We start from the raw sequence: 21,720 nt of genomic DNA, 5'->3' as shown, positions 1-21,720 counted from the left end.
CGAAATGCCAGTGCTTGTGAATTCCATATTGCCCCCCACATCGACAACTGTCAGGCAAGCCGAAGCGGACGGGCGTCCGCGGAGTCTCGGCGGCCTTTACCGCCCCTTAGAAGCGGCCAGATTCGCTCACGACATGACCATCCAGACCCGCGCAGCGGACGCGGACATCCATACGCAGGCCATCACCCAGTTGTTGACGCTCGCAGCTGAGCGCGGGTACCTGATCCATTCTGACGTTGTCGACGCTTTGCCGGCGGAAGACAGCTGTCCGGACAGCATCGAGCCCTTGCTATCGGCGCTGACCCAGATGGGCATTGCCGTGCTCGACGAGCGTCCCGAAACCGACGCGTTGCGCGGCCCCGATGGGCACCCCATCGACCCCGGGCTTATCGAGGAGGTGTGCAATCTGCTGACTGACGCGGCCACCGGGGTAGGCGCTTCAATAGACCCGCTCGCCATCTATGCGAGGCGCATGCAAGCCGTGCGCCTGCTTACTAGAGATGAGGAGGTAATGCTCGCAAAGGAAATCGAGACCGGGCGGCGCGGCGTACTGTGGGCGCTCGCGGGTTGTCCTCGTGCACTTGAGATCTGGCTAGCCGCGCCGTCCCGGGCCGCCGGCGGAGACCTCGCAAGGATTGGCGAGATCCGCCAGTCGCTGCGGCGCATGCAGGCCGCCCTGCGACAAGGCGACACCGAATCGGCCGGTTACCAGCGCGCCCGGCAGGCCATCTTCGCGAAGTTACTTGCAACTGGTGAACCAGCCCGCACTGCCGACGGTGCGTGGCATGTCATGCGCACCCTGAGGACATACGGAGCGGAACGCGACGGTGCCGCCAGCGAGGGGTGCGCCGCGACAAGTGCGCTGGTGAATGAAGCATTGGCGGCCGAAGACAGGATCGCTCGCGCTACCCGCAAGATGGTTGAGGCCAACCTCCGGCTGGTGGTGTCGATCGCCAGGAAGTACCAGCACCGGGGGCTGGATCTGGCGGACCTGGTTCAGGAGGGTAACATCGGCCTGATGCGGGCCATCGACAAATTCGAGTACCACCAGGGCTTCAAGTTCTCGACCTATGCAACGTGGTGGATCCGTCAAGCCGTTTCGCGCGCGGTGGCTGACCGTGCACGCACGATCCGCCTCCCGGTGAATGTCGGCGACAACCTGCGCCGCGTGCGTCTGACGGCCGAGCGTATCCGCCAGCGCACCGGACGCAAGGCAGCCCTGGCGCAACTCGCCGGTGAGAGCGGATTGGGCCAGGAGAAAGTATCCGATCTGCTCACGCTGCCCGGCGAGCCAGTCTCGCTCGATGCGCCGGTACCGTCCGGCGATACCGCGCTCGCGGAAATGCTCGAGGATCGGGCGGCGCCCGACCCGTACAGGACGGTGGCCGACAAGCGCATGCGCGAGTTTGTCGCCGCCATGCTTGCAGCCATGACACCGGATGAAGCCACCGTGTTGCAATGCAGGTTCGGCATTGGGGGCGTTACCCCGATGGGCTACGAGGAAATCGCCAGGCGGACCGGCATGTCGCGGGAAAAGGTCCGGCGCACCGAACGGCAGGCTATGGAAACGCTGCGCTCGTCGGGACAGGCAAATGCTGCCAGGACGTTTCTGGCAGAGGACACCTCGGCGGACAAAGGCGCCACGCACCCTCGGCCGCACTGAGCCCGCTCCGTCAGCGGCCGCTGCTGATCGCCTCCAGCAGTTGCCGTCCTTTCCCGGTTACACGGATTTGCCTGTGGTCTGGTGTCGCGGCTCCAAGACGGACCAACTGGCGCTCGACAAGAGCGCCAATGTCGGCGGGGTCCAGTTCACGGTGACTCTTCGCATCACTGAGAACCATCAGGGCTGCGATCTCGTGGGGACTCAGCATCTCTTGTCTCCGACAGTATTTGACGGCGCATGCCTGGTACGCCGCAGCGGCCTCTCCTGGCCGCCGGATCCGGTCGCCGGCATGTGTCTGAGACTATAGAAGTCGACGTCCCATGGCCGTCGTGAGATGCCGACCTATTTGCGCTCGATCAAATTGGATTGCCGACGTGAGCCGCGTCCGCAACTCATGAACGCGCCGAGTCGAAGTCACAGTCGGCTTTTCGTTGCTTGCACCGACTCCGAACTCCTATAGTGAGCGCATGGTGAGCCCATGGAGGAGAAGCGCGAGCATGGATCCGTCACCAGTCATCCACAAGACGGCAGCCGACCTACGGGTTGCACCAAATTTCAGCGACTATGAGGCGGAGCGCCGGCGGTTTTCGTGGGACGCCGTTAGCCGGGCTCTTGGCACGCAGCCGGACGGCGGCCTGAACATCGCATGGCAGGCGCTGGATCGACACGTGGCGAGTGGTGCGGGCGACAAGGTCGCCTTCCGCTTTCTGGCGCTGGACGAAGTGCCGCAGCGCGACGTGACCTACGCCGAACTGACCAGACTCGCCAATCGCTTTTGCAACGTGCTGCGTGAGCTTGGCGTTGGCCGGGGCGACAGGGTCTTCATTCTGACCGGTCGCATTCCCGAGCTGTATGCAACCCTGTTCGGCAGTCTGAAGAACGGCTCGGTCGTATCGCCATTGTTCTCTGCATTCGGGCCCGAGCCTATCGCCACGCGGCTCAATCTGGGCGCCGGAGCCGTCCTGGTGACTACCGACACGCTCTTCACTCGCAAGGTTGCCGCGTGGCGGGATCGCATGCCGGACCTCAAGCATGTTCTTCTGGTTGGCGAAGGCGGCGGCCCGACCAGCATACCGGACACCCTGGACTTCGGCGCCATGATGCAACGCGCGCCAGATGCCTGCGAGATCACTCCCACCACTGGCGAAGACATGGCGCTGCTGCACTTCACCAGTGGCACTACCGGTACCCCTAAAGGCGCGGTGCACGTACACGGCGCAGCATCCACCCATTGGGCTACCGGGCGCTACGCGCTGGATCTGCATCCGGACGACCTCTACTGGTGTACGGCGGATCCAGGCTGGGTGACTGGCACGTCCTATGGCGCCGTCGCCCCGCTGCTGCACGGCATCACATCAATCGTCGACCCCGGCGAGTTTGACGCCGAGCGCTGGTACGGGATCCTGCACAGCCAGGGAGTGAGCGTCTGGTACACGGCGCCCACCGCCATCCGCATGCTGATGAAAGCGGGCGCGGAGGCAGCCAAGGCCCGCTCGTACCCACAACTGAGATTCATTGCCAGCGTTGGCGAGCCGCTGAACCCGGAGGCTGTCTGGTGGGGCAAGAACACCCTCGGTCTTCCCATTCATGACAATTGGTGGCAGACCGAAACCGGCGGCATCATGATTGCCAATACGCCCGCATTCGATATCAAGCCGGGCTCGATGGGCCGTCCCCTGCCGGGGGTGGAAGCGTCTGTCGTCCAGCGCAAGGAGGATGGCACGCTCGAACTGGCGGAAACGCCTGATGCCGAAGGCGAGCTGGCGCTGCGGCGCGGCTGGCCATCGATGTTCCGCGCCTACCTCAACGACGAGGCTCGCTATCGCAAGTGCTTCGCTGGAGACTGGTACCTGACCGGCGACCTCGCGCGCCGCGACGCGGACGGTTACTACTGGTTCATCGGCAGGCTTGACGATGTGATCAAGTCGGCGGGACACCTGATCGGCCCCTTCGAAGTCGAAAGCGCACTGATGGAGCACCCGGCCGTCGCTGAAGCAGGCGTCATTGGCAAGCCTGATCCGGTAGCGGGCGAAGTGGTAAAGGCATTTGTGTCCCTCAACAAGGGCTTCGAGCCAGGCGAGGCCCTGCGCCTGGAATTGCTCGGCCACGCGAGGAGCCGTCTCGGCGCTGCCGTTGCCCCGAAAGAAATTGCCTTCCAGGCCGAACTGCCACGAACGCGTAGCGGCAAGATCATGCGCAGATTGCTCAAAGCCCGGGAGCTTGGCCTGCCCGAAGGCGACACGTCCACGCTCGAGACAGGCTCCGGATCATAATGGACATCGATCACCCCGCCCCGCCGCCGCCGGCCGGCCCGGTCCCCTATGACAAGGCATTCTCGCTCGTGCTGCTGCGCGACATGTTGCGCATCCGGCGAATCGAGGAAAAATGCGCGGAACTTTATGGAGCTGGCAAGATTCGCGGCTTCCTTCATCTCTATATCGGCGAGGAGGCGGTATGCGTTGGCGCGCTGCATGCGTTGGCGCCCGACGATAACGTTGTTGCTACCTATCGCGAGCACGGGCATGCGCTGGTGCGCGGCATGGACATGGGTGTGCTGATGGCCGAAATGTACGGCAAGCGGGAAGGCTGTGCCCGCGGCCGGGGTGGCTCCATGCACCTGTTCGATCGCGCCACCAGACTGTTCGGCGGCAATGCCATTGTGGGCGGCGGCCTGCCGCTGGCGGCTGGCCTGGCACTTGCCGAGAAGATGCAGGGTAGCCAGCGGGTCACCGCATGCTTTTTCGGCGACGGGGCGATCGCCGAAGGCGCCTTCCATGAATCGATGAACCTGGCAGCGTTGTGGAAGCTGCCGTTGCTGTTCTGCTGTGAAAACAACCTCTATGCGATGGGGACAGCGCTTGAACGCCATGAATCGCAGACGGATCTTTGCGCCAAGGCCGCCTCCTACAAGATGCCGGCAGCCTCCGCGGACGGCATGGACGTCGTGGCCGTATGCGAAGCCACCAGGAATGCCGTAGCTCAAGTAAAGCGTGGCAATGGGCCGGTGTTTCTGGAGTTCCGCACTTATCGCTTCCGGGCCCACTCCATGTACGATCCCGACCTCTATCGCGAGGCGGCCGAGGTCGATGCATGGAAGCAGCGCGGCCCTCTCCATACGTTCACCGCACGGCTGAAGGCCGAAGGAAAGCTGACCGAGGACGAATTCCTGGCGCTGGATGCCGAAGTGCAGGCCGACGTCGCGAAAGCGGAGGCCTTTGCCGAAGCGGGCATCTGGGAACCCGTCGAGGATCTGCTGAAGGACGTCTACTCGCCCGCTGGAGATGTGCCATGAGCATTCGCCTCAGCTATCGCGAGGCCGTGCGCGAAGCGTTACGCGAGGCGCTGGCCGGGGATCCCCGCGTCTTCCTGATGGGCGAGGATGTAGGCCGCTATGGCGGCAGCTACGCGGTATCCAAGGGATTGCTGGCGGAATTCGGCCCCGAGCGCGTTCGCGATACCCCGCTGTCGGAACTCGGTTTCACTGGCGCCGGCATCGGTGCCGCGCTGGGCGGCATGCGCCCCATCGTGGAAGTCATGACAGTCAATTTCAGCCTGCTCGCACTCGACCAGATCGTTAATACCGCTGCACTGTACCGTCACATGTCCGGCGGACAATTCTCCGTACCGTTGGTGATTCGCATGGCCAGCGGGGCTGGCCGGCAGGTTGCGGCCCAGCACTCCCACAGCTTCGAAGGCTGGTATGCGGGCGTACCTGGTCTCAAGGTACTGGCGCCCGCCACAGTTGAGGACGGGAGACGAATGCTGGCCCCGGCCTTGTCCGATCCGGATCCCGTGCTCATCTTCGAACACGCAGGCCTGTACAACCTCGAAGGCGAGATTCCGGAGGATTCGCAGGTGGACATCCGTTTGGCCCAGGTCAGGCGCGCGGGCAAGGATGTAGCACTGATCACCTATGGCGGCAGCCTGCCCAAGGCACTGCAGGCCGCCGATGTGTTGTCGTCCCGCGGCATCGACGCCGAAGTGGTCGACTTGCGGGTCCTGCGCCCGTTGGACGACGCGACCATCATGGCATCCGTAGCGAAATGCCGTCGTGCCGTCATCATTGACGAAGGCTGGCGCAGTGTCAGCCTCGCCGCGGAAATCATGGCGCGTATCGTCGAACAAATCTTCTATGAGCTGGACGCCCCGATCGCACGCGTATGTTCGGCAGAAGTCCCGATTCCATACGCCAGGCATATGGAAGAGGCCGCCCTGCCCCAGGTCGAGGCCATCGTGGCCGCTGCTAGCCAGCTGATCGCATGAGCAACCCATCCGCCGACCACGACGCGGCCGCGCTCTCAGGTTTCCGGCGAGGACAACGTGATTGAGTTCCGCCTGCCCTCGTTGGGCGCAGACATGGACGAAGGGACGCTGCTCCAGTGGGCCGTGAAGCCCGGTGACGTGGTCAGGAAGGGGCAAATCATGGCCGTCGTCGATACCAGCAAGGCCGCCATCGAGGTGGAAACCTGGCACGACGGAATCGTCGGCGAACTGCTCGCTTCGCCAGGTGACAAGATGCCGGTCGGCACCCTGATGGCAACGCTGCTCGAACCAGGCGAATCGCCTGGCACTGTCCGCTATGCGCCTTCCAAGCCGGCCAGGCCAGCTGCTGCGCCTGGCCGGCATAGAGGGCGAATGGTCTCGCCCGCGGCACGCAAGTTCGCCCGGGAACAAGGCATCGACGCAGACAAGCTTGTCGGCAGCGGGCCTGGCGGCGCGGTCACCCTGTCGGATGTCGAGCAAGCTGTGCGCAAAGCCGGTGGCGCGGCAGGCGAGCGGCAGGCCGACATCCGCAGGGCCATTGGCGCCGCGATGGCACGCGCCAAGCGCGAGATTCCACACTACTACGTCTGCGAGACGATCCCCCTGCGGGTGGCGACGCACTGGCTTGTCAAAGCCAACGCCGACCGACCCATCACCGAACGGGTCCTGCCGGCGGCGTTGCTGATCAAGGCGGTCGCCGTGGCTCTCAAACGCTTCCCGGAACTGAACGGCTACTACCGCAACGGTGCGTTTGAAGCAGCAAGCGCCATCAATATCGGCGTCGCGATCTCGCTGCGCCAGGGCGGACTGGCGGCACCGGCCCTGCTCGATGCATCGGGCAAACCGCTTGCGCAACTAATGCAGGAACTGGCGGACCTGGTCAGGCGCTGCCGCTCCGGCTCACTGCGGCGCGCGGAACTGTCCGAGCCTACCGTGACGGTGACCAACCTCGGAGACCAGGGCGTGGAGCAAGTGTTCGGTGTCATCTATCCGCCCCAGGTGGCATTGGTAGGCTTTGGCCGCATCCATGAACGGCCATGGGTGGACGACGGAGTGCTCACGGTTGTGCCAGCCGTGACGGCCAGCCTGTCCGCCGACCATCGCGTATCGGACGGCCATTGCGGCGCACGCTTCCTGGCCGAAGTGCGGGAACTCCTCCAGCATCCTGAGGAAATTGAGCCATGAACACCACCGCTACCCGGGCGGTCGTCCTGTCGACGCTGCGCGAGATCGCGCCTGAGGTCGATCCCGGCAGCCTGCGCGCGGATCGGCCGCTGCGCAGGCAGGTCGACCTGGATTCCATGGACTGGCTGAATTTCCTGCTTGCGCTGCATGCGAAGCTGAAGGTGGAGATTCCGGAGTCCGACTACACCCGCCTGGTGACACTGGATGATGTCGTCTCGTACCTCGACGAGGCCGCCCAGCGGCAATAGACACCCGCTGTGTCCGCCCCGGGCTGCACGGGTAGTCGAGAGCGGTTGACGTGTATCAACCCGGTCAACGCTATATGGACAAACATTGATTGTTGTCCACCGCTCTGCGGCCCTTGTGTTCTCTCTTCTGTTCTCCCTGCCGGCGTACATAAGTCAATGACTGACCTGCAGACTTCCGCTGATCCTGCCACGACCTCGCCCGGGGCTGCCGATACGCGGCGCCTTCTGGACATCGTACGCAGACTGGCGGGCGAATTGCGGCCCAACGCGCAGGAGGTGGGCACGTTGGGTATCGATCATTCGCTGGAGCGCGATTTTGGCCTGGACAGCCTGGCACGGGCGGAACTACTGACGCGCATCGAACATGACTATGGCACCCGGGTAGACGAAAAGGCGCTGATGGCGGCCGAGACGCCACGCGACCTGCTTCGCTTGACAAGGTATGCGCACAGCCCCGCGGTTGAGAACGCGGCCCAGGAATTCACCACTGCCGGATCGCTGGGGGCGGCCAGGTCGGCGGCCGTCAACCGGCCGCCGGACAGCGCCCTGACCTTGATGGAACTGATTGACTGGCACGCAACGTCCCATGGGGAACTTGCGTACGCGACCATTGCGGGCAGCGGCGACCTCAGCTATCAGGCGTTGCGGACTGGCGCGCTCGCGGTTGCAGCCGGACTGGTGCGCCTCGGACTGGTACCAGGCGACCGGGTTGCACTGATGCTCCCGACAGGGCCGGACTTCTTCCGAGAGTTCTTCGGCGCGCTGTACGCAGGTTGCATCCCGGTTCCTCTCTATCCGCCTGCGCGCCTTTCACAAATCGAGGATCATATGCGGCGCAGCGCCGGCATCCTTGCCAATGCCGAGGCGGCCATCCTGATCACGGTGCCGGCTGCCAAGCCCTTGCTGCGCCTGTTGCGTGCCCATTGCGCGTCGCTGCGTCAGATCCTGACGCCCGGCGACATCAATGAGACGGGTGGCGCAGTGCCGCCCATCGCTCGCCGGTCCGACGACATTGCCTTTCTGCAGTACACCTCCGGCAGCACAGGGAACCCCAAGGGCGTCGTGCTGACGCACGCGAACCTGCTGGCCAACCTGCGTGCCATGGAGCGGGCCTCGCGTGTCACGGCGGAAGATGTGTTCGTGTCATGGCTGCCGCTCTACCATGACATGGGATTGATCGGCGCCTGCATGGGCAGCCTGCTGGTTGGTTTTCGCCTGGCGCTGATGTCTCCGACGGACTTTCTGGCGCGCCCTGCTTCATGGCTGTGGACCATCCACCGGCATCGTGGCACGCTGTCCGCAGCGCCTAACTTTGCCTACGAGCTTTGCGCGAGCAAGCTGCATGAACAGGATCTGGCCGGCCTGGACCTGAGCACGTGGCGCGTAGCCTACAACGGCGCCGAGCCGGTGAGCCCGGACACCATCGAGAAGTTCAGCGCGCGATTCGCAAGATATGGCCTGGATCCGTCCGCCATGGCCCCGGTCTACGGCCTGGCGGAATCCTCCGTCGGGCTCGCATTTCCGCCTGCGGGGCGCGGCCCGCACATCGACCAGATCGATCGGGAAGCCCTCGCTCGCCGTGGCATTGCGCGCTCGCCCGCCCAGTCGGGACGCGGTTCGCTCAGGCTCGTCTCCAGCGGCCTGCCGCTACCCGGCCACCAGATTCGCATTGCCGATCCTGCCGGGCGAGAACTGCCCGAGCGCACACTGGGACATATCGAGTTCCGCGGCCCGTCCGCGACGTCCGGCTATTTCCACAACCCCGAAGCCTCGGCAGGGCTTTTTGATAGCGCCTGGCTGAAGACTGGCGATATGGGCTATATCGCGGCCGGCGAGCTTTACCTGACCGGGCGCCTCAAGGACATCATCATCCGCGCCGGACGGCACCTGTTCCCGCAGGAGCTGGAGGAAGCGATCAGCCAACTCCCGGGCGTGCGCAGAGGCGGGGTCGCCGTGTTCCCCGCCAGTGACGCGCGCTCCGCCACCGAGCGGCTGGTCGTGCTGGCCGAAACGCGCGAGGAAAATGAAAGTGCGCGTCGTGGCATACGCGCCGAGATTGGCCACCTGGCGGTTGACCTGATTGGCATGCCGGTCGACGAGATCATTCTGGTGCCACCCCGTACCATACTCAAGACTTCCAGTGGCAAACTGCGCCGCGCCGCCTGCCGTGCTCTCTATGAGAGCGGCAACATCCACAGCACCGCTCGAGCGCCATGGCGACAACTGCTGCGGCTGGCCGTTTCGGGCGCGGGCATCCGCTTCACTCGTCTCTGGCAGCAGGCGGGGGGCTGGCTCTGGGGTATTTGGGCATGGACGGTCTTCGCCTTGTTCGCGGTACCGGCCGCCCTTTTGGTGGTAATCCTGCCGGGGCACGGACTGCGCCGCCAGGTTGCGCGAGGCGGCGCGCGGCTTGCGCTGGCGCTGACCGGCCTGTCGCCAACGACCGAAGGAATGGCCGGCCTTGATCGGGCGGCGCCCGCGATCATCGTAGCCAATCACTCCAGCTATACCGACGTGTTTCTGCTCACCGCGGTGCTCCCTGCCCGCTTCACCTTTGTGGCGAAGCAAGAGCTGCTGCAAAGTGCGGTGCTGGCGATCCTGCTGCGCCGCCTTGGCTGCGCCTTCGTCGAACGCTTCGATGCCGCGCGGGGGGTGGAAGATACCAGCGCCGTGGAAAGGCGCGTGCTGGCGGGCGATTCCTTCGTATTCTTCCCCGAAGGAACTTTCCGGCGGGAGCCTGGGCTGATGGCGTTCCGCCTGGGGGCCTTCGTGTGCGCCGCACGGGCGCACGTGCCGCTAATTCCCGTCACACTGACTGGTACCCGCTCGCTACTGCGCGACGGACGCTGGTGGCCAAGCTACGCGCCACTGACGGTTGTCGTCGGCAAGCCCTGCCTTGCCTCAGGTGATGACTGGCAGGCCCTGCTGCAGTTACGCGATGCGGCCCGCCAGGATATCCGCGCGCGACTGCAGGAGCCTGACGCGACGACCTGACTGCCTCAACCTACAGCCCTCGTGATGCCCTTGCCTATCCGAGGCAGTGCATCCAACTTATCCATGCCGCCGTTGTCAAAGAGCGAAAGAGCGGCCTTCGGCCTGGCTCATCCGAGCACCCGTTCCGTGGGCACATACGTGCAACCATGGGCGCTTGCGACGGCGGCATAGGTAACGTTGCCCTGACAGATGTTCAGCCCGGCGCGCAGGCAAGGATCTTCTTTGAGCGCACGGGACCAGCCCTTGTCAGCAAGCGCCATTGCATAGCCGATGGTGGCGTTGTTCAGGGCAAACGTGGATGTTCTGGCAACAGCCGCCGGCATGTTGGTCACGCAGTAGTGCAGCACCCCGTCCACGACATAGGTCGGATCCGAATGGCTGGTGGGACGCGAAGTCTCGAAGCAGCCCCCCTGGTCGATCGCCACGTCCACCACTACCGAGCCGCCCTTCATGCGGGCGACCATGGCGCGCGTCACTAACCTGGGGGCCTCGGCGCCCGGCACGAGGACTGCGCCAATAACCGCATCGGCCGTGAGCAGCGCGCGCTCGATGGCGTCTGCGCTGGAGTAGAGCGTGACTAGCCGATTGCCATAGACAAGCCCCAGATGCCGCAGCCGATCGACGTTGCGGTCCAGCACTGTGACACGCGCCCCCATGCCGACGGCCATCTGGATCGCGTTGGCGCCCACCACGCCGGCCCCGATCACCACCACATGGCCCGGGGCAACCCCTGGCACGCCGCCCAGCAGCACGCCCATGCCACCTCGCGGCTTCTCCAGGTAGGCGGCGGCCACCTGCACGGACATGCGGCCGGCCACTTCGCTCATGGGCGCCAGCAACGGAAGGCTGCCGTCCGGGGCTGTCACGGTCTCGTAGGCAATGCAGACCGCGCCGGATTTCACCAGCTCCGAGGTCTGCTCGCGGTCCGCCGCCAGGTGCAGATATGCATACAGAATCTGTCCGGGCTTGAGCAGTGCCCGCTCCGACGGTTGCGGTTCCTTGACTTTCACAATCATCTCGGCCGAGGCGAATACCTCCTCGGCATCCCCGGCCAGTTGGGCACCGGCCAGCTTGTAGGAATGGTCGGTGAGGCCAATTGCGGCGCCGGCACCGGCCTGCACCACCACTTGGTGACCGCGGCTGACCAGTTCGCGTACGCTGGCCGGGGTGAGTCCGACGCGGTACTCCTGGTCCTTGATTTCCCTGGGGACGCCGATTCGCATAAGGGTGGCTCACACGGGTGGCAATTCCGGGAGATTCCGGACCAGATGCTTAAATCGCCCCCAGTCGACGGCAGGATGGATCGTGGCCTCGCCGTGTCCATACGCACGCACCAGGACCGACACACGCATGGCCGCTTCGATATCGTTGGCCTCGAAGATATCGAGATAGTCATAGGGCCCGATGGTGGCGTAGCTGCCCAGCCATTTAACGTCAGGACAAGCCTTCTCTAGATAACCTGCGACACCGCGCTCGAGCGCCTCGAACGACCGGGGCTGCCGCAACGATTCCACCGATACACGAGTTTCCATGATGAAGATCGGCATCTGCCACTCCTTTTGACTGGCGGCCCCGGATAGCTGCCGCATAGCTACAACCTAGCCCCCACTGGGGGCCGGGCTTTGTCTCAGCGCAACTTCTCCAGCAAGCGAACCACCGCACGTTCAGGCGTGCGCCGCCAAGCTTCGGATTCCCGCGTTTCCGATACGATAATTCACGGTTGCGTGTGCCATGGACGCCGGACTTTCCATAGAGAGCACGCGAAGGAGGCCGTACTCGTACTCGTTGATCTTCAGGCCTTGCGATTCCGCCGCCGACAAGACCTGCTGCACCAGCGGATAAGCGAAAAAGGCCCGAATGATGTGCCGTCACAACTTCCTCCCGCGCGGGCTCGAGTTTGTTGGCGGCACAGTGTTTCGCAGAACAGCAACTTGGCCACCCGCGCGCCGCTACCTGATCCTTCAAGACCGACCCGCCCCACAGCATGGGGTGGTGCCACGGCACCCAGCGCGCCCGTCGGGCCCGGGTGTCGCCAGCTGCGCGTCCCCTGCGAGAGCACGTGCCGGCAGGCGCAGCACAAGGTCGGTCGCATGCCCGTGCGCAGCTACGTGGAAGTGATGGCATGCAATCGCCTTGCCGTAGCGGACGAGCACGCGATATGGACCTGGAGGTGGATTCAGGTAGAGGTATGGCCCTTCACTGACCACCTGCAGAACGATGTCCCGTTGAGCGTTGAACAGCGTGACGGATACATCTGACAATGCGCTGCCGTCGGCGCTGTCGAGGAAGCGCAACCGTACCTTGAACTGTGGGGCAAGGCCGCGCATGACGCTGGCCTCGTCGCTTCCAATGCCGCCCGAGAGATATTCGATCCCGTCCGCTTGCCTCAGCGGGGGAGCGTTAGTGGGCAGCGTCATGGCAACGGCCGCCTGAAGCAGCATCATGCCGGCCACGGCAGCTGAACACAAAGGCACAGCCAGACCGCGCACGATACGCTGCGAGGACTGCTCTCTTCTCAACGAAATAGTGGTCTCAACCATGGCTACTCCTGCCTACGCAGAGCCCTGACGAGGACCACGGGGCATGCCGCATGTGCTATCACGCGGCTTGCTACCGACCCCACGATGGCGTCGAGGAATGCACCGCGTCCGTGCGTACCCATGACGATCGCCTCGGCCTTGACCGCGGTGGCGTATGCGACGATGCGCTCGGGCGCGAAGCCGACAAGGGCGTGCCAGAGTGTTTGCACGTTTGCCCCCTGCAGGATGTCGATGGCGGACTTCATGACCTTGCTGCTTTCGTCGGTATGCCAGGCTTCGATGTCCTGCCTGTTGATATAGGCCTTCACCTCGCCTGACACGTCGGGCAGGCAATGCACCACATGCACGCATATGTCGTCACGGAACAACTTCCGTTCCGCAATGCATCGAGCAGCAGCATCGCTGTAGGCCGACCCATCAGTTGCCAGGACAATATTTTGCATCGCATCCTCCATTCGAAAGCAGCCAAACCTGATGCACCGCATTGAATCGACCGGCGCGAAGTCGCAGGACACATCCGCCTGTCCACTCTGTTTCAAGCTATATCCACTGAGCCGACAGTCCTTGATGCATATCAGCTTACTGGCTTGGCCCTGGCCACAACGGTCCACGCCGGGAGATTTGCGGTGGGTCAACCCGGTCGACCACGCGCCATCTAGCCTTCATAGCATGTGCGGCGCCACCCCATCGATGCTGATGAACCTGGAGGAAGTGGTATGTACAAAAAGATTCTCGTTGCGGTCGACGGCAGTCATGCGTCTCGCCTGGCGCTCTTGGCCGTCATCGATCTTGCAAAGGGCAGCAACGCCGAAGTGAAGGTAATCTACGTCGTCGACGACAGTGAAGCGTTGCTAGAGGTTGCCTTCATCAACCGCGAGGACCTGCTCCGGAACATGAAGGCTTATGGACAAGACATCCTTAGCGGATGCGGAGTTCTCCTGAAAGCTGCTGGCGTGCGCCATTCGGTGGAGCTGATTGAAAAACCTGTGGCAAAAGGGCGCATTGCCCAGACGATACTGTCGCGTGCGGCCACCTGCAACGCGGACCTAATCGCCCTTGGTACACACGGGCGCCGCGGGGTGGCACGCGTTGTCATGGGTAGCGTTGCACAGGGGGTCGTAAGCCAGAGCATCAAGCCCGTGCTTCTTGTCCGCAGCGAACCGGAAGACGAAACATGACCGGCGATTCTGGTGGTGGCTCTATTCGGCAGATTGGTTGGCGCAATGGAGGCGAGAGGAAATCGCCAGATATGTCCCGCTCTCAACGCTTAGCTGTGGCGGCCTGTTGTTCGAACCAGCCCACTATCAGGCGCTGCAGGTCTACCAAGGCCATGGATCCATACTGCAACGTCAGCTCGTGAGACAGGACTTCATTTCCGATCCCCTCGCCCAGGTTGGTAATGCAAGCAATGGCAAGCACGCGCAGGCCACAATGCCGTGCGCTGATCACCTCCGGAACTGTCGACATGCCCACGACGTCGCCACCGATGACTTGCATCATTCGGATCTCGGCAGCGGTCTCGAATGTCGGGCCGCTGAACGCAACGTAGACGCCTTCAGCCCAAGGCAGTCCCAGCGCCTGCGCGACATCTTGCAACCCTTGCCGTAAGACCGTGTCGTACGCGTTCGCCATAGAGCAGAAACGGGGCCCGATTTGGTCATCGTTGGGGCCGATCAATGGATTGCCGGGGAGCAGATTAATATGGTCCTTGATCGCTACCAACCGGCCAGGTTCCAATTCGGGGCGGAGCGAGCCAGCTGCACAGGTCACGAATAACCGGTCGCATCCCATCCGTTTCATTGTACGGACCGCCTGCGTCATACCCGTCGTGCCATGCCCTTCATAGAAATGCTGCCGCCCTCGCATGCACATCAATTCCACCCCACCCAACCGGCCCAGAACGACTTCACCGGCGTGGCCTTCAACCAGGGATTGCGGGAATCCCGGCAGCGCCGCATAGGGAATGGCAATGGCATTTTCGATCGCTCGCGCCAAACCACCGAGCCCGGAGCCAAGAATCATGCCAATCTGGGGACGGAATTCGCCGACGTGTTGACGAATTCGTTGAACTGCCTGTTCGGTCTGATCAGGCGCGTCCGCCGACGATGGCAGCGTGAGAGTCATGGCACCTGCTCCCGTATGTCGAGGTTGGTATCATCAAATGGCATCGCTCGCTTTTCGGTGGAAGCAAGAGCGGCCGAGGCAGCAATGCTTGGCACAGGCGGTGATCGACAAGGAAAACCCACCGCCGGATCGCTCGCACAGGTACTGCTGCCCAGGTCCAAAGATCATCTCCCTACCCGCCTCTCACCGGCTGCGTGTTGGCAGCCTGTTTCGTGTCCGCGCCGGGAGGCCCCAAGCTGGGGATGAGGCGAAGACCTCCCAACTGCCTGGCAGCAAGCCCATGCAGGCGCTGCTCAAAATTGCTGAGCGGCGCATGTAGAACCAATAGGCCTTGGCTGTTGTTGCCGAATATCAAAGCAGCGATGCGACACGCACTCGGTCCAGCGCTGCTCAGCGTACTGACGCGATAGCTGCTTCAGCCGCAGCAACGGCGCGCTTAACTGCCAGGAAGCTGTCGGGGGTCACGGAGATCGAGTCGATTCCGCATTGGACAAGGAATCCGGCGAAATCAGGGTGATCACTCGGCGCTTGGCCGCACAAGCCCACGTGGGCGTTGGCCTCATGCGCCTGTGTAATAACGTTCCGGATCATCCATTTGACCGCGTCGTCTTCCTCGTCGAACAAGCCAGCAAGATTGGCCGAGTCGCGATCCACGCCGAGCACCAACTGTGTCAGGTCATTGCTGCCAATCGAGAAGCCGTCGAAGCGTTGGGCGAAAGCCTTTGCCAGGATGACATTGGACGGAATTTCGCACATCACGTAGACCTCAAGTCCATCCTTGTGGCGCACGATGCCATTCTCCGCCATTACCTCGAGCACCAGGTCCGCTTCTTTGGTGGACCGGCAGAAGGGAATCATGACAATGACATTGTTTAAGCCCATTTGTTTGCGCAGGCGGACGATCGCTTGGCACTCCAAGGCAAACCCATCCCGATAGAGGGGTGAATAGTATCTTGAAGCCCCACGGAATCCAAGCATGGGGTTCTCCTCCGTAGGTTCGAACTGCGCTCCACCAATCAGCCGCGCATATTCATTCGTCTTGAAATCGCTCATGCGAACGAGCACAGGTCGCGGATATTGCACGGCGGCAATCCTTCCCAATCCACGCGCGAGCCGGCTCACAAAGTACTCTGTCTTGCTGGCGTAAGCAGCCGTCAGCTCAGCGATGGTTCGCTTTGCTGTGTCGTCCTTGAGAGTGTCGTAGCGCGCCAGCGCCATTGGATGGATCTTGATATGGTTGCTCACTACAAACTCCATCCGCGCCAACCCGACGCCGTCGGCGGGCATTCGCCACCAGCGAAATGCTGCCGCCGGATTTGCCAAATTCAGCATGACTTTGGTGCGGGTCGTCGGGATACTGCCAAAATCGATCTCCTCGACTTCGTACTCGGCGATACCTTCGTAAACAAAGCCCTCCCGGCCTTCGGCACAAGACACCGTCACATCCTGTTTCTCATGCAGCACGCCAGTTGCATTGCCCGTCCCGACAATTGCGGGAAGCCCTAGCTCCCGGCTGACTATCGCCGCATGGGAAGTTCTCCCTCCCTGGTCGGTGACAATTGCAGCCGCGCGCCGCATTACAGGTACCCAGTCGGGATCGGTCGTCCGTGTCACGAGCACAGCGCCATCGACGAAGCGCCCCATCTCTCGCAAATTCTCGATGACACAAATAGGACCGGTCGCGATGGCATCACCAATGCTTACACCGGTAACCAATGGCATGCCAGCTTTCTTGATACGATAGGTCTTGATCGCACTTGATTCGCGTCGTGACTGGACGGTTTCAGGGCGGGCCTGCACAATGAATAGCTCTCCCGTTTTGCCGTCTTTCGCCCATTCAATGTCCATGGGCTGGCGGTAGTGATCGGCGATCGCGCAGGCCCAACGCGATAACGTGAGGATTTCCTCGTCGCTCAGCACGAAAGCTTCGCGTTCTCCTGAGGTCGTGGATACATTCCTTGTCGGGCAGGTAGAATCGCTTGTGTATATGAGCTTCCTGGCCTTGGTGCCCAGCTTTTTCCCGACGATAGGCGTGAGGGAAAGATCTGACAGCAACGGCTTGAACACTTCGTACTCGTCGGGATCGACGTCTCCCTGGACGACGTTCTCACCCAGCCCCCATGCCGCGTTGATGAGAACCACTTTATCGAAGCCGGTTTCGGTATCGATGGAGAACATCACACCAGCGCCACTCAGGTCAGAGCGCACCATGCGCTGCACACCGACGGACAGCCCAATCTGCAGGTGATTGATTCCCTTCGCTTGGCGGTAGCTGATTGCCCGATCGGTGAAAAGGGACGCGTAGCAACGGCGGCAGGCGTCGAGCAAAGCGTGCTCGCCTCTGATGTTGAGATAGGACTCCAGCTGCCCTGCAAAGCTCGCCTCCGGAAGATCTTCGGCGGTGGCACTGGAACGTACCGCGACGTCCACGTTGGACTGGCCGGTCCGCCTATTCAGGGTGGCATAGGCCTGCCCAATCGCCTGAGCGGTCTCTCTAGGCCACTCGCCGGTGAGGATTGTGCGGCGCATCTTCTGCCCTGCGTCAGACAGAGTGAGCTTTCCGCTGGCAAGGGCAGAAAGCGTTGATGACAGCACTGCGCGCAAGCCGTTTGCCTCAAGGAAATTCCAGTAAGCGTCGACAGGAATGGCGAACCCGGGGGGCACACGGATGCCGTGAGTTGTCAGGCTGGCTAACAGTTCACCCAGCGAGGCGTTCTTGCCGCCCACGCGCCAGATGTCGGCACGCCGAAGTTCCTCAAACCAGACTAACTGCGTGGTATTGATAGCCATCAACTGCTCCTCTAGTCTTCCACCTGACGCGCAACGACCTTATCGGCATAGGCTGCACGCCGCACCTGTCATCAGCGTCAGACCGTGAGGTCGGCGCGGGGGCAGCGGCGTCATTCGTGGCGCAATGCAAGCGGTGTTAACGCGCCAAGCGGCGGCTCATCTCAGCGGCACGGGCAACTCGTGCTCGTACAAAGCAGCCAGTCATCTTCTAGCGCATTCACCTGGAATCGGAACGTCATGTCCTGTGGGTGGTCCGCCACGACGATGTCTCGCACCTGGTCACGACCCTGGTATCCGACCGTGAGTCGGTACGCACCTTGCTTGAGCCGCATGTATAACAGTGAACCACCGGCGACAATGTGCAGTAACCGCTTGCCATCGGCGCTGGCCACGACCACGGTCGCCCCGCTTAGCGGCCTGGCGCTGCCCGCATCGATCATGCTGAGTCGAACATTAAAGCGCGGGGCGACATCTTCCATGGCCCGCCTGCCGGCTTCATCGTCTCTGGCACAGGCGTAGGGAATACCCCGCTGCTCCATGATCTGCACGCGGTCTTCCGCAGGTTCCGTCCGCGTCGCGCAACCCGCTGCCACCAGCACGGCCAACAGCGACAATATCGCGATTCCAATTCCTTTCGAGATCCGCATATGCCTGTCCTCCTCTGAATCTCGATAACGGCCCCGATTTCCGGTCAACATGGGAGCCGACTGTACAGGGTGGGTCGCCATTAGATCGATCCTTCGCCAGCAGCACTGGGCGAACCGACCTTGTAGTGACTGGCTCTGAGACGGAGCCCAATTAGCGCCTCCCCGTACCCATTACGATGACGTCCGCGCTCCACTGATCGCCTATGCGCGGATCGCCTCCCCAGTCCTGTGAGGCTGCCTGAACCTCCGCCAACCCCCATGCTCGTTCGCTCGCTAGTTGCACTTAGGCGTGTGGGCCATTGTCTGCCCGTGAGGGTAAAGATATCGGCCATCTTTGCCGTGGTTAAGCTCAAAGACGAAATCGCGGTTGTCCGCGACAGACCTAGCCCAATACAGGGGCGAGTTTGGTTCGGCACGGTTTGTTCAAACGTAGCGCGCGCCAGGTGAGCTGGGTTGATGCGTGTCAACAAAGCCTCGCGTCTGCGTCGCACCCTGAGTCGCATTGGCCTGACGCCAACCAGTTTCCTCACGTCATGCGGGCCTAGGGGAGTGACGACTGAAGTCCGTGATAGTTGTGGGGGCAGAGGGTGTGCCAATCTGCGGGCGCAGCCGTGGATTTCGCCGCACACTAAACCGGTCTCGAATTGGAAAGGACTGGCAGGTCCACGCATTCGCGTCCCGCATTGAACAGCGTGACCATCCGCAGTGCCGCTTGGCCGTCGCTCGCGTGGAGCAGCGCGGAGCAGATCCGCAATGAAATCCTGCGTCGACTGCAGGAAAACGCCGACCTTGTCGACGCTTGCCGTGATTCGGAGATTCCGCTCCCGCTACGCGTCGACCCCGGCACAAACAGCGGGTGCAACTGGCGCATTGAAGCCTTCCCCGGCGTCACGCCAGCATGCCAGGCCGCAGTCAAAGCCATCACCGCCGAGATGATGCGGGAGTACGATCTTCCCTAAACGCCTTCGCCGTCCTGAACCCATGGCCGGGGGCGCGCACGCCTGTACGCGCCCTCGTTCTATTTTTTGCGATGCGGAAGTCCAGGCCACGTCGGCTCCAATCCGTCAGTGGAGGATCAAATGGCAGAACGAGAACGGTCGTACAAAGGATTCCGGATTGTGATCTTCGTGCCCGATAGCATGGCTCCGGGCGCGTCGAGTTCAGTCGGTCGCGTCCAGATCAGCGGGCCGAACCGCGATATGGGCGTGCGCTTTACGCCGGACTGGCTTCATCCGCCCGCAACGCCGCAGGAAGCAGAGAACTGGCTGTTCGCGTATGCGGCCGGCGCCATCGACTGTGAACTGGCTGGCGGCTTCGGCATGGATCTTAGTCACGAATAGCATACCTGCGGGGCGCCACGCCTTACTGACGATCACGAGCGAACAGACGTTCGTGCCCGCGCTGGCAGTCAGCACATCGCCTGGCGGTCGGGTAAGCCTGCAGACGCGAATACGGTATCGCCTCGCCGCAATCCGTACACGTGCCGTATTGCCCCGCCTTCATGCGTTCCCTGGCCGCCCGTATGTCGGCGAGTTCCGTGCGGTAATGTTCCAGCATCGCGTCCGCCTGGCGCTGTACGACTTCCTCTTCCGCCAGGTCAGCATCGTCTCGCGCCTCCCGCTGCATTGGGCCCGCAAGCGGCGAGGCTGCCGTCCCGACGGCATCCCGGATGCGGGCCTCGCTGGCGTCCAGTTGCACGGCCAGGGCCGCCAACTCCTGCGTTGTCAACTCGGGCATGACAGGTCTCCTTGATCCTTCATCATCGCTTTCTGCTCGTATGTCGAACTCTGGTGCTTTGCGCGATGCCGAGATGTATGACTCGGCATCCATATGGAGAGATGCTGGAACGGGAATGCCCAGGACAGCAAGGCGCTATGTGCCGCTTTCCGCTTCTGCTGCGGCGAAATGGCGCGCGAACCATCCGGCCGCAAGCCGCCCTACCTGTTCGAGCGCACCCGGTTCTTCGAACAGGTGGGTCGCCCCGGGAACCACTTCCAGCCGCTTCTCGCAGGATATCCACGCCGCCGCGCGCGCATTGAGGTTGACGACGACCGGATCGGCTTCCCCGACAATCATCAGCAGCGGAGACGCGAGGCGGCAGAGTGCGTCATGACCTGCCAGATCGACACGCCCGCCCCTGGACACCACGGCATCGATGCGCAGATGCGCCGACGCCGCCGCGGCGGCACGCACGGCGGCGGCCGCGCCGGTGCTCGCACCAAAGTAGCCAAGTCGAAGATCGCGCTGCCCTGCCAGGCGTTCAATCGATTCCGTCGCAGCGCTGAGCCTGTCGCTCAGCAGCGCAATATCGAAACGCCGCCTCAGGCCAATATCCTCTTCCGGGGTCAACAGGTCGAACAGCAAGGTACCGATGTCCTCATCATGCAGCATCGACGCGACCAGACGGTTGCGCGGGCTATGGCGGGAACTGCCGCTACCGTGGGCGAACAGTACAAACCCGCGGGCTGCGTCAGGCATGGCCAACTCCCCCGGAAGGACCACGTCATCCGCGTGGATCATTACCTGCTGCGCAGTGACGAGTTTCATTCGCGCCCCCTTCTTGTTCGGGTGCTCCGATCAATCCCGGTGCCAGTTCACATGCAGTTCGGTTTCCGCATGGTCGTAGTCGATCGCAAGCTTGCCGCGGTAAGCGTGATGGATGGCATTGCCGATATCGCGCGCAAGGTGCACGCCAGTGGTCGCGATGACGGTGCCCTGGTCGTCGGAATCGATGGACATCAGCCGTTCCATCGGATGCTGCGCGCGCAACCCGGCTTCCCTATGGCGGACAAGAGCGAGGATCTCCGTGCGATGGGTGCCCTCAAAGCCGCCTGCAAGCACCACCCGCGCCGCCGGAATGCCGTCAGCGGTGCGCGCGCATGCCGAACACACCAGGTGTGCCGCGCCGGAGGGCGCCGGGCGCCATTGCCAGTGGCCCCGCATGAAGACAGCGTGGCAGACGGGACAGGTCGCCACAGTTGGCGCGGCGGCGGGCTGCTTGTAGCGGTCGGAAATGTGCTCGACCGGAAACGGACTCCACCGAACGGGTCGGACTTTCACGAACTGTGCGCGGACTTTCATGTTGGGCTCCTCGTTGATGGGATTCTTCAGCGCGCCTAAACGCCAGGCGTGCAGGTGAAGATGGTGCACCTGGCGGCGTCAACTTCGGCCAGGTTTCGGGGTGGCGGCAACCGCTGGTCACATAGGGATAAGCTATGCGCCCGGCCAGACCACGACTTAAGCTGGATCAAAGAAATTGCACCGGC

The 21,720-nt window shown here is 62.8% G+C and carries 21 protein-coding genes; 10 read left to right on the top strand and 11 right to left on the bottom strand.

Going from position 1 to position 21,720, the window contains the following annotated elements:
- Positions 1-133: 133 nt before the first annotated feature.
- Positions 134-1,663 carry a sigma-70 family RNA polymerase sigma factor gene (locus K2O51_RS18415; protein WP_140949181.1) on the top strand — a complete coding sequence of 510 codons (1,530 nt, stop codon included), beginning with the start codon at positions 134-136 and terminating at the stop codon, positions 1,661-1,663.
- A 10-nt stretch (positions 1,664-1,673) separates the two neighbouring features.
- Here the strand turns inward: K2O51_RS18415 and K2O51_RS18410 are convergent, their stop codons facing one another.
- The gene (locus K2O51_RS18410) at positions 1,674-1,871 is read right to left on the bottom strand and encodes a hypothetical protein (RefSeq protein WP_140949182.1); all 198 of its coding nucleotides are present in this window, start codon (positions 1,869-1,871) and stop codon (positions 1,674-1,676) included.
- Positions 1,872-2,160: 289 nt separating this feature from the next.
- On the opposite strand from K2O51_RS18410, the gene acsA reads away from it, so the two are divergent.
- The 6 genes from acsA to K2O51_RS18380 are packed head-to-tail and all read left to right on the top strand — an operon-like array spanning position 2,161 to position 10,353.
- Positions 2,161-3,936: an acetate--CoA ligase gene (gene acsA, locus K2O51_RS18405; protein WP_140953403.1), complete on the top strand. Its 1,776-nt coding sequence runs from the start codon at positions 2,161-2,163 to the stop codon at positions 3,934-3,936.
- Positions 3,936-4,955, top strand: coding sequence for a pyruvate dehydrogenase (acetyl-transferring) E1 component subunit alpha (gene pdhA / locus K2O51_RS18400; protein WP_373460991.1), 1,020 nt, complete (start codon positions 3,936-3,938; stop codon positions 4,953-4,955). The genes acsA and pdhA overlap by 1 nt, the downstream gene beginning before the upstream one ends.
- Positions 4,952-5,926, top strand: a complete 975-nt coding sequence (locus K2O51_RS18395) for an alpha-ketoacid dehydrogenase subunit beta (protein ID WP_140953401.1) — start codon at positions 4,952-4,954, stop codon at positions 5,924-5,926. The genes pdhA and K2O51_RS18395 overlap by 4 nt, the downstream gene beginning before the upstream one ends.
- Positions 5,927-5,983: 57 nt before the next feature.
- Entirely contained in the window at positions 5,984-7,111 is a 1,128-nt protein-coding gene (locus tag K2O51_RS18390; protein ID WP_140953400.1) for a dihydrolipoamide acetyltransferase family protein, read from the top strand.
- Positions 7,108-7,359, top strand: coding sequence for an acyl carrier protein (locus K2O51_RS18385; protein WP_140953399.1), 252 nt, complete (start codon positions 7,108-7,110; stop codon positions 7,357-7,359). The genes K2O51_RS18390 and K2O51_RS18385 overlap by 4 nt, the downstream gene beginning before the upstream one ends.
- 45 nt (positions 7,360-7,404) lie before the next feature.
- Entirely contained in the window at positions 7,405-10,353 is a 2,949-nt protein-coding gene (locus K2O51_RS18380; RefSeq protein ID WP_245001928.1) for an AMP-binding protein, read from the top strand.
- Positions 10,354-10,460: 107 nt separating this feature from the next.
- Here the strand turns inward: K2O51_RS18380 and ald are convergent, their stop codons facing one another.
- The 4 genes from ald to K2O51_RS18360 all read right to left on the bottom strand — a co-directional run bounded on the left by ald (position 10,461) and on the right by K2O51_RS18360 (position 13,336).
- Positions 10,461-11,576: an alanine dehydrogenase gene (gene ald / locus K2O51_RS18375; RefSeq protein ID WP_011297347.1), complete on the bottom strand. Its 1,116-nt coding sequence runs from the start codon at positions 11,574-11,576 to the stop codon at positions 10,461-10,463.
- Positions 11,577-11,585: 9 nt separating this feature from the next.
- Positions 11,586-11,900, bottom strand: coding sequence for a GYD domain-containing protein (locus tag K2O51_RS18370; RefSeq protein WP_011297346.1), 315 nt, complete (start codon positions 11,898-11,900; stop codon positions 11,586-11,588).
- 414 nt (positions 11,901-12,314) lie between these two features.
- Entirely contained in the window at positions 12,315-12,893 is a 579-nt protein-coding gene (locus K2O51_RS18365; protein ID WP_220631471.1) for a carboxypeptidase-like regulatory domain-containing protein, read from the bottom strand.
- Positions 12,894-12,895: 2 nt separating this feature from the next.
- Entirely contained in the window at positions 12,896-13,336 is a 441-nt protein-coding gene (locus tag K2O51_RS18360) for a universal stress protein (RefSeq protein WP_140953604.1), read from the bottom strand.
- A gap of 273 nt (positions 13,337-13,609) precedes the next feature.
- On the opposite strand from K2O51_RS18360, the gene K2O51_RS18355 reads away from it, so the two are divergent.
- Positions 13,610-14,071, top strand: a complete 462-nt coding sequence (locus K2O51_RS18355) for a universal stress protein (protein WP_011297343.1) — start codon at positions 13,610-13,612, stop codon at positions 14,069-14,071.
- 82 nt (positions 14,072-14,153) lie between these two features.
- Here the strand turns inward: K2O51_RS18355 and K2O51_RS18350 are convergent, their stop codons facing one another.
- The 3 genes from K2O51_RS18350 to K2O51_RS18340 all read right to left on the bottom strand — a co-directional run bounded on the left by K2O51_RS18350 (position 14,154) and on the right by K2O51_RS18340 (position 18,454).
- Positions 14,154-15,017, bottom strand: a complete 864-nt coding sequence (locus tag K2O51_RS18350) for a purine-nucleoside phosphorylase (protein WP_220631470.1) — start codon at positions 15,015-15,017, stop codon at positions 14,154-14,156.
- Between the two features lie 390 nt (positions 15,018-15,407).
- Positions 15,408-17,807, bottom strand: coding sequence for a phosphoenolpyruvate synthase (gene ppsA, locus K2O51_RS18345; protein ID WP_220631469.1), 2,400 nt, complete (start codon positions 17,805-17,807; stop codon positions 15,408-15,410).
- A gap of 161 nt (positions 17,808-17,968) precedes the next feature.
- Positions 17,969-18,454: a hypothetical protein gene (locus K2O51_RS18340; RefSeq protein ID WP_041679883.1), complete on the bottom strand. Its 486-nt coding sequence runs from the start codon at positions 18,452-18,454 to the stop codon at positions 17,969-17,971.
- A gap of 692 nt (positions 18,455-19,146) precedes the next feature.
- On the opposite strand from K2O51_RS18340, the gene K2O51_RS18335 reads away from it, so the two are divergent.
- Positions 19,147-19,413 (top strand): hypothetical protein, encoded by a 267-nt coding sequence (locus K2O51_RS18335; protein ID WP_140952280.1) that lies wholly within the window; start codon positions 19,147-19,149, stop codon positions 19,411-19,413.
- 120 nt (positions 19,414-19,533) lie between these two features.
- Positions 19,534-19,794, top strand: a complete 261-nt coding sequence (locus K2O51_RS18330) for a hypothetical protein (protein WP_220631468.1) — start codon at positions 19,534-19,536, stop codon at positions 19,792-19,794.
- A 22-nt stretch (positions 19,795-19,816) separates the two neighbouring features.
- Here K2O51_RS18330 and K2O51_RS18325 read toward each other — a convergent pair whose 3' ends face one another.
- From K2O51_RS18325 to K2O51_RS18315, 3 genes are all read right to left on the bottom strand, one after another.
- Positions 19,817-20,191 carry a TraR/DksA family transcriptional regulator gene (locus K2O51_RS18325; RefSeq protein WP_011297337.1) on the bottom strand — a complete coding sequence of 125 codons (375 nt, stop codon included), beginning with the start codon at positions 20,189-20,191 and terminating at the stop codon, positions 19,817-19,819.
- Positions 20,192-20,326: 135 nt separating this feature from the next.
- On the bottom strand, positions 20,327-21,001 hold the full coding sequence (locus K2O51_RS18320; RefSeq protein WP_220631467.1) for a dienelactone hydrolase family protein: 675 nt from the start codon (positions 20,999-21,001) through the stop codon (positions 20,327-20,329).
- A gap of 30 nt (positions 21,002-21,031) precedes the next feature.
- Positions 21,032-21,535, bottom strand: coding sequence for a BCAM0308 family protein (locus K2O51_RS18315; protein WP_011297335.1), 504 nt, complete (start codon positions 21,533-21,535; stop codon positions 21,032-21,034).
- Between the last annotated feature and the right edge of the window lie 185 nt (positions 21,536-21,720).

Source organism: Cupriavidus pinatubonensis (genome assembly GCF_019602855.1).
Classification (GTDB): Bacteria; Pseudomonadota; Gammaproteobacteria; order Burkholderiales; family Burkholderiaceae; genus Cupriavidus; species Cupriavidus pinatubonensis.
This window is presented reverse-complemented; position numbering and strand designations above follow the sequence as displayed.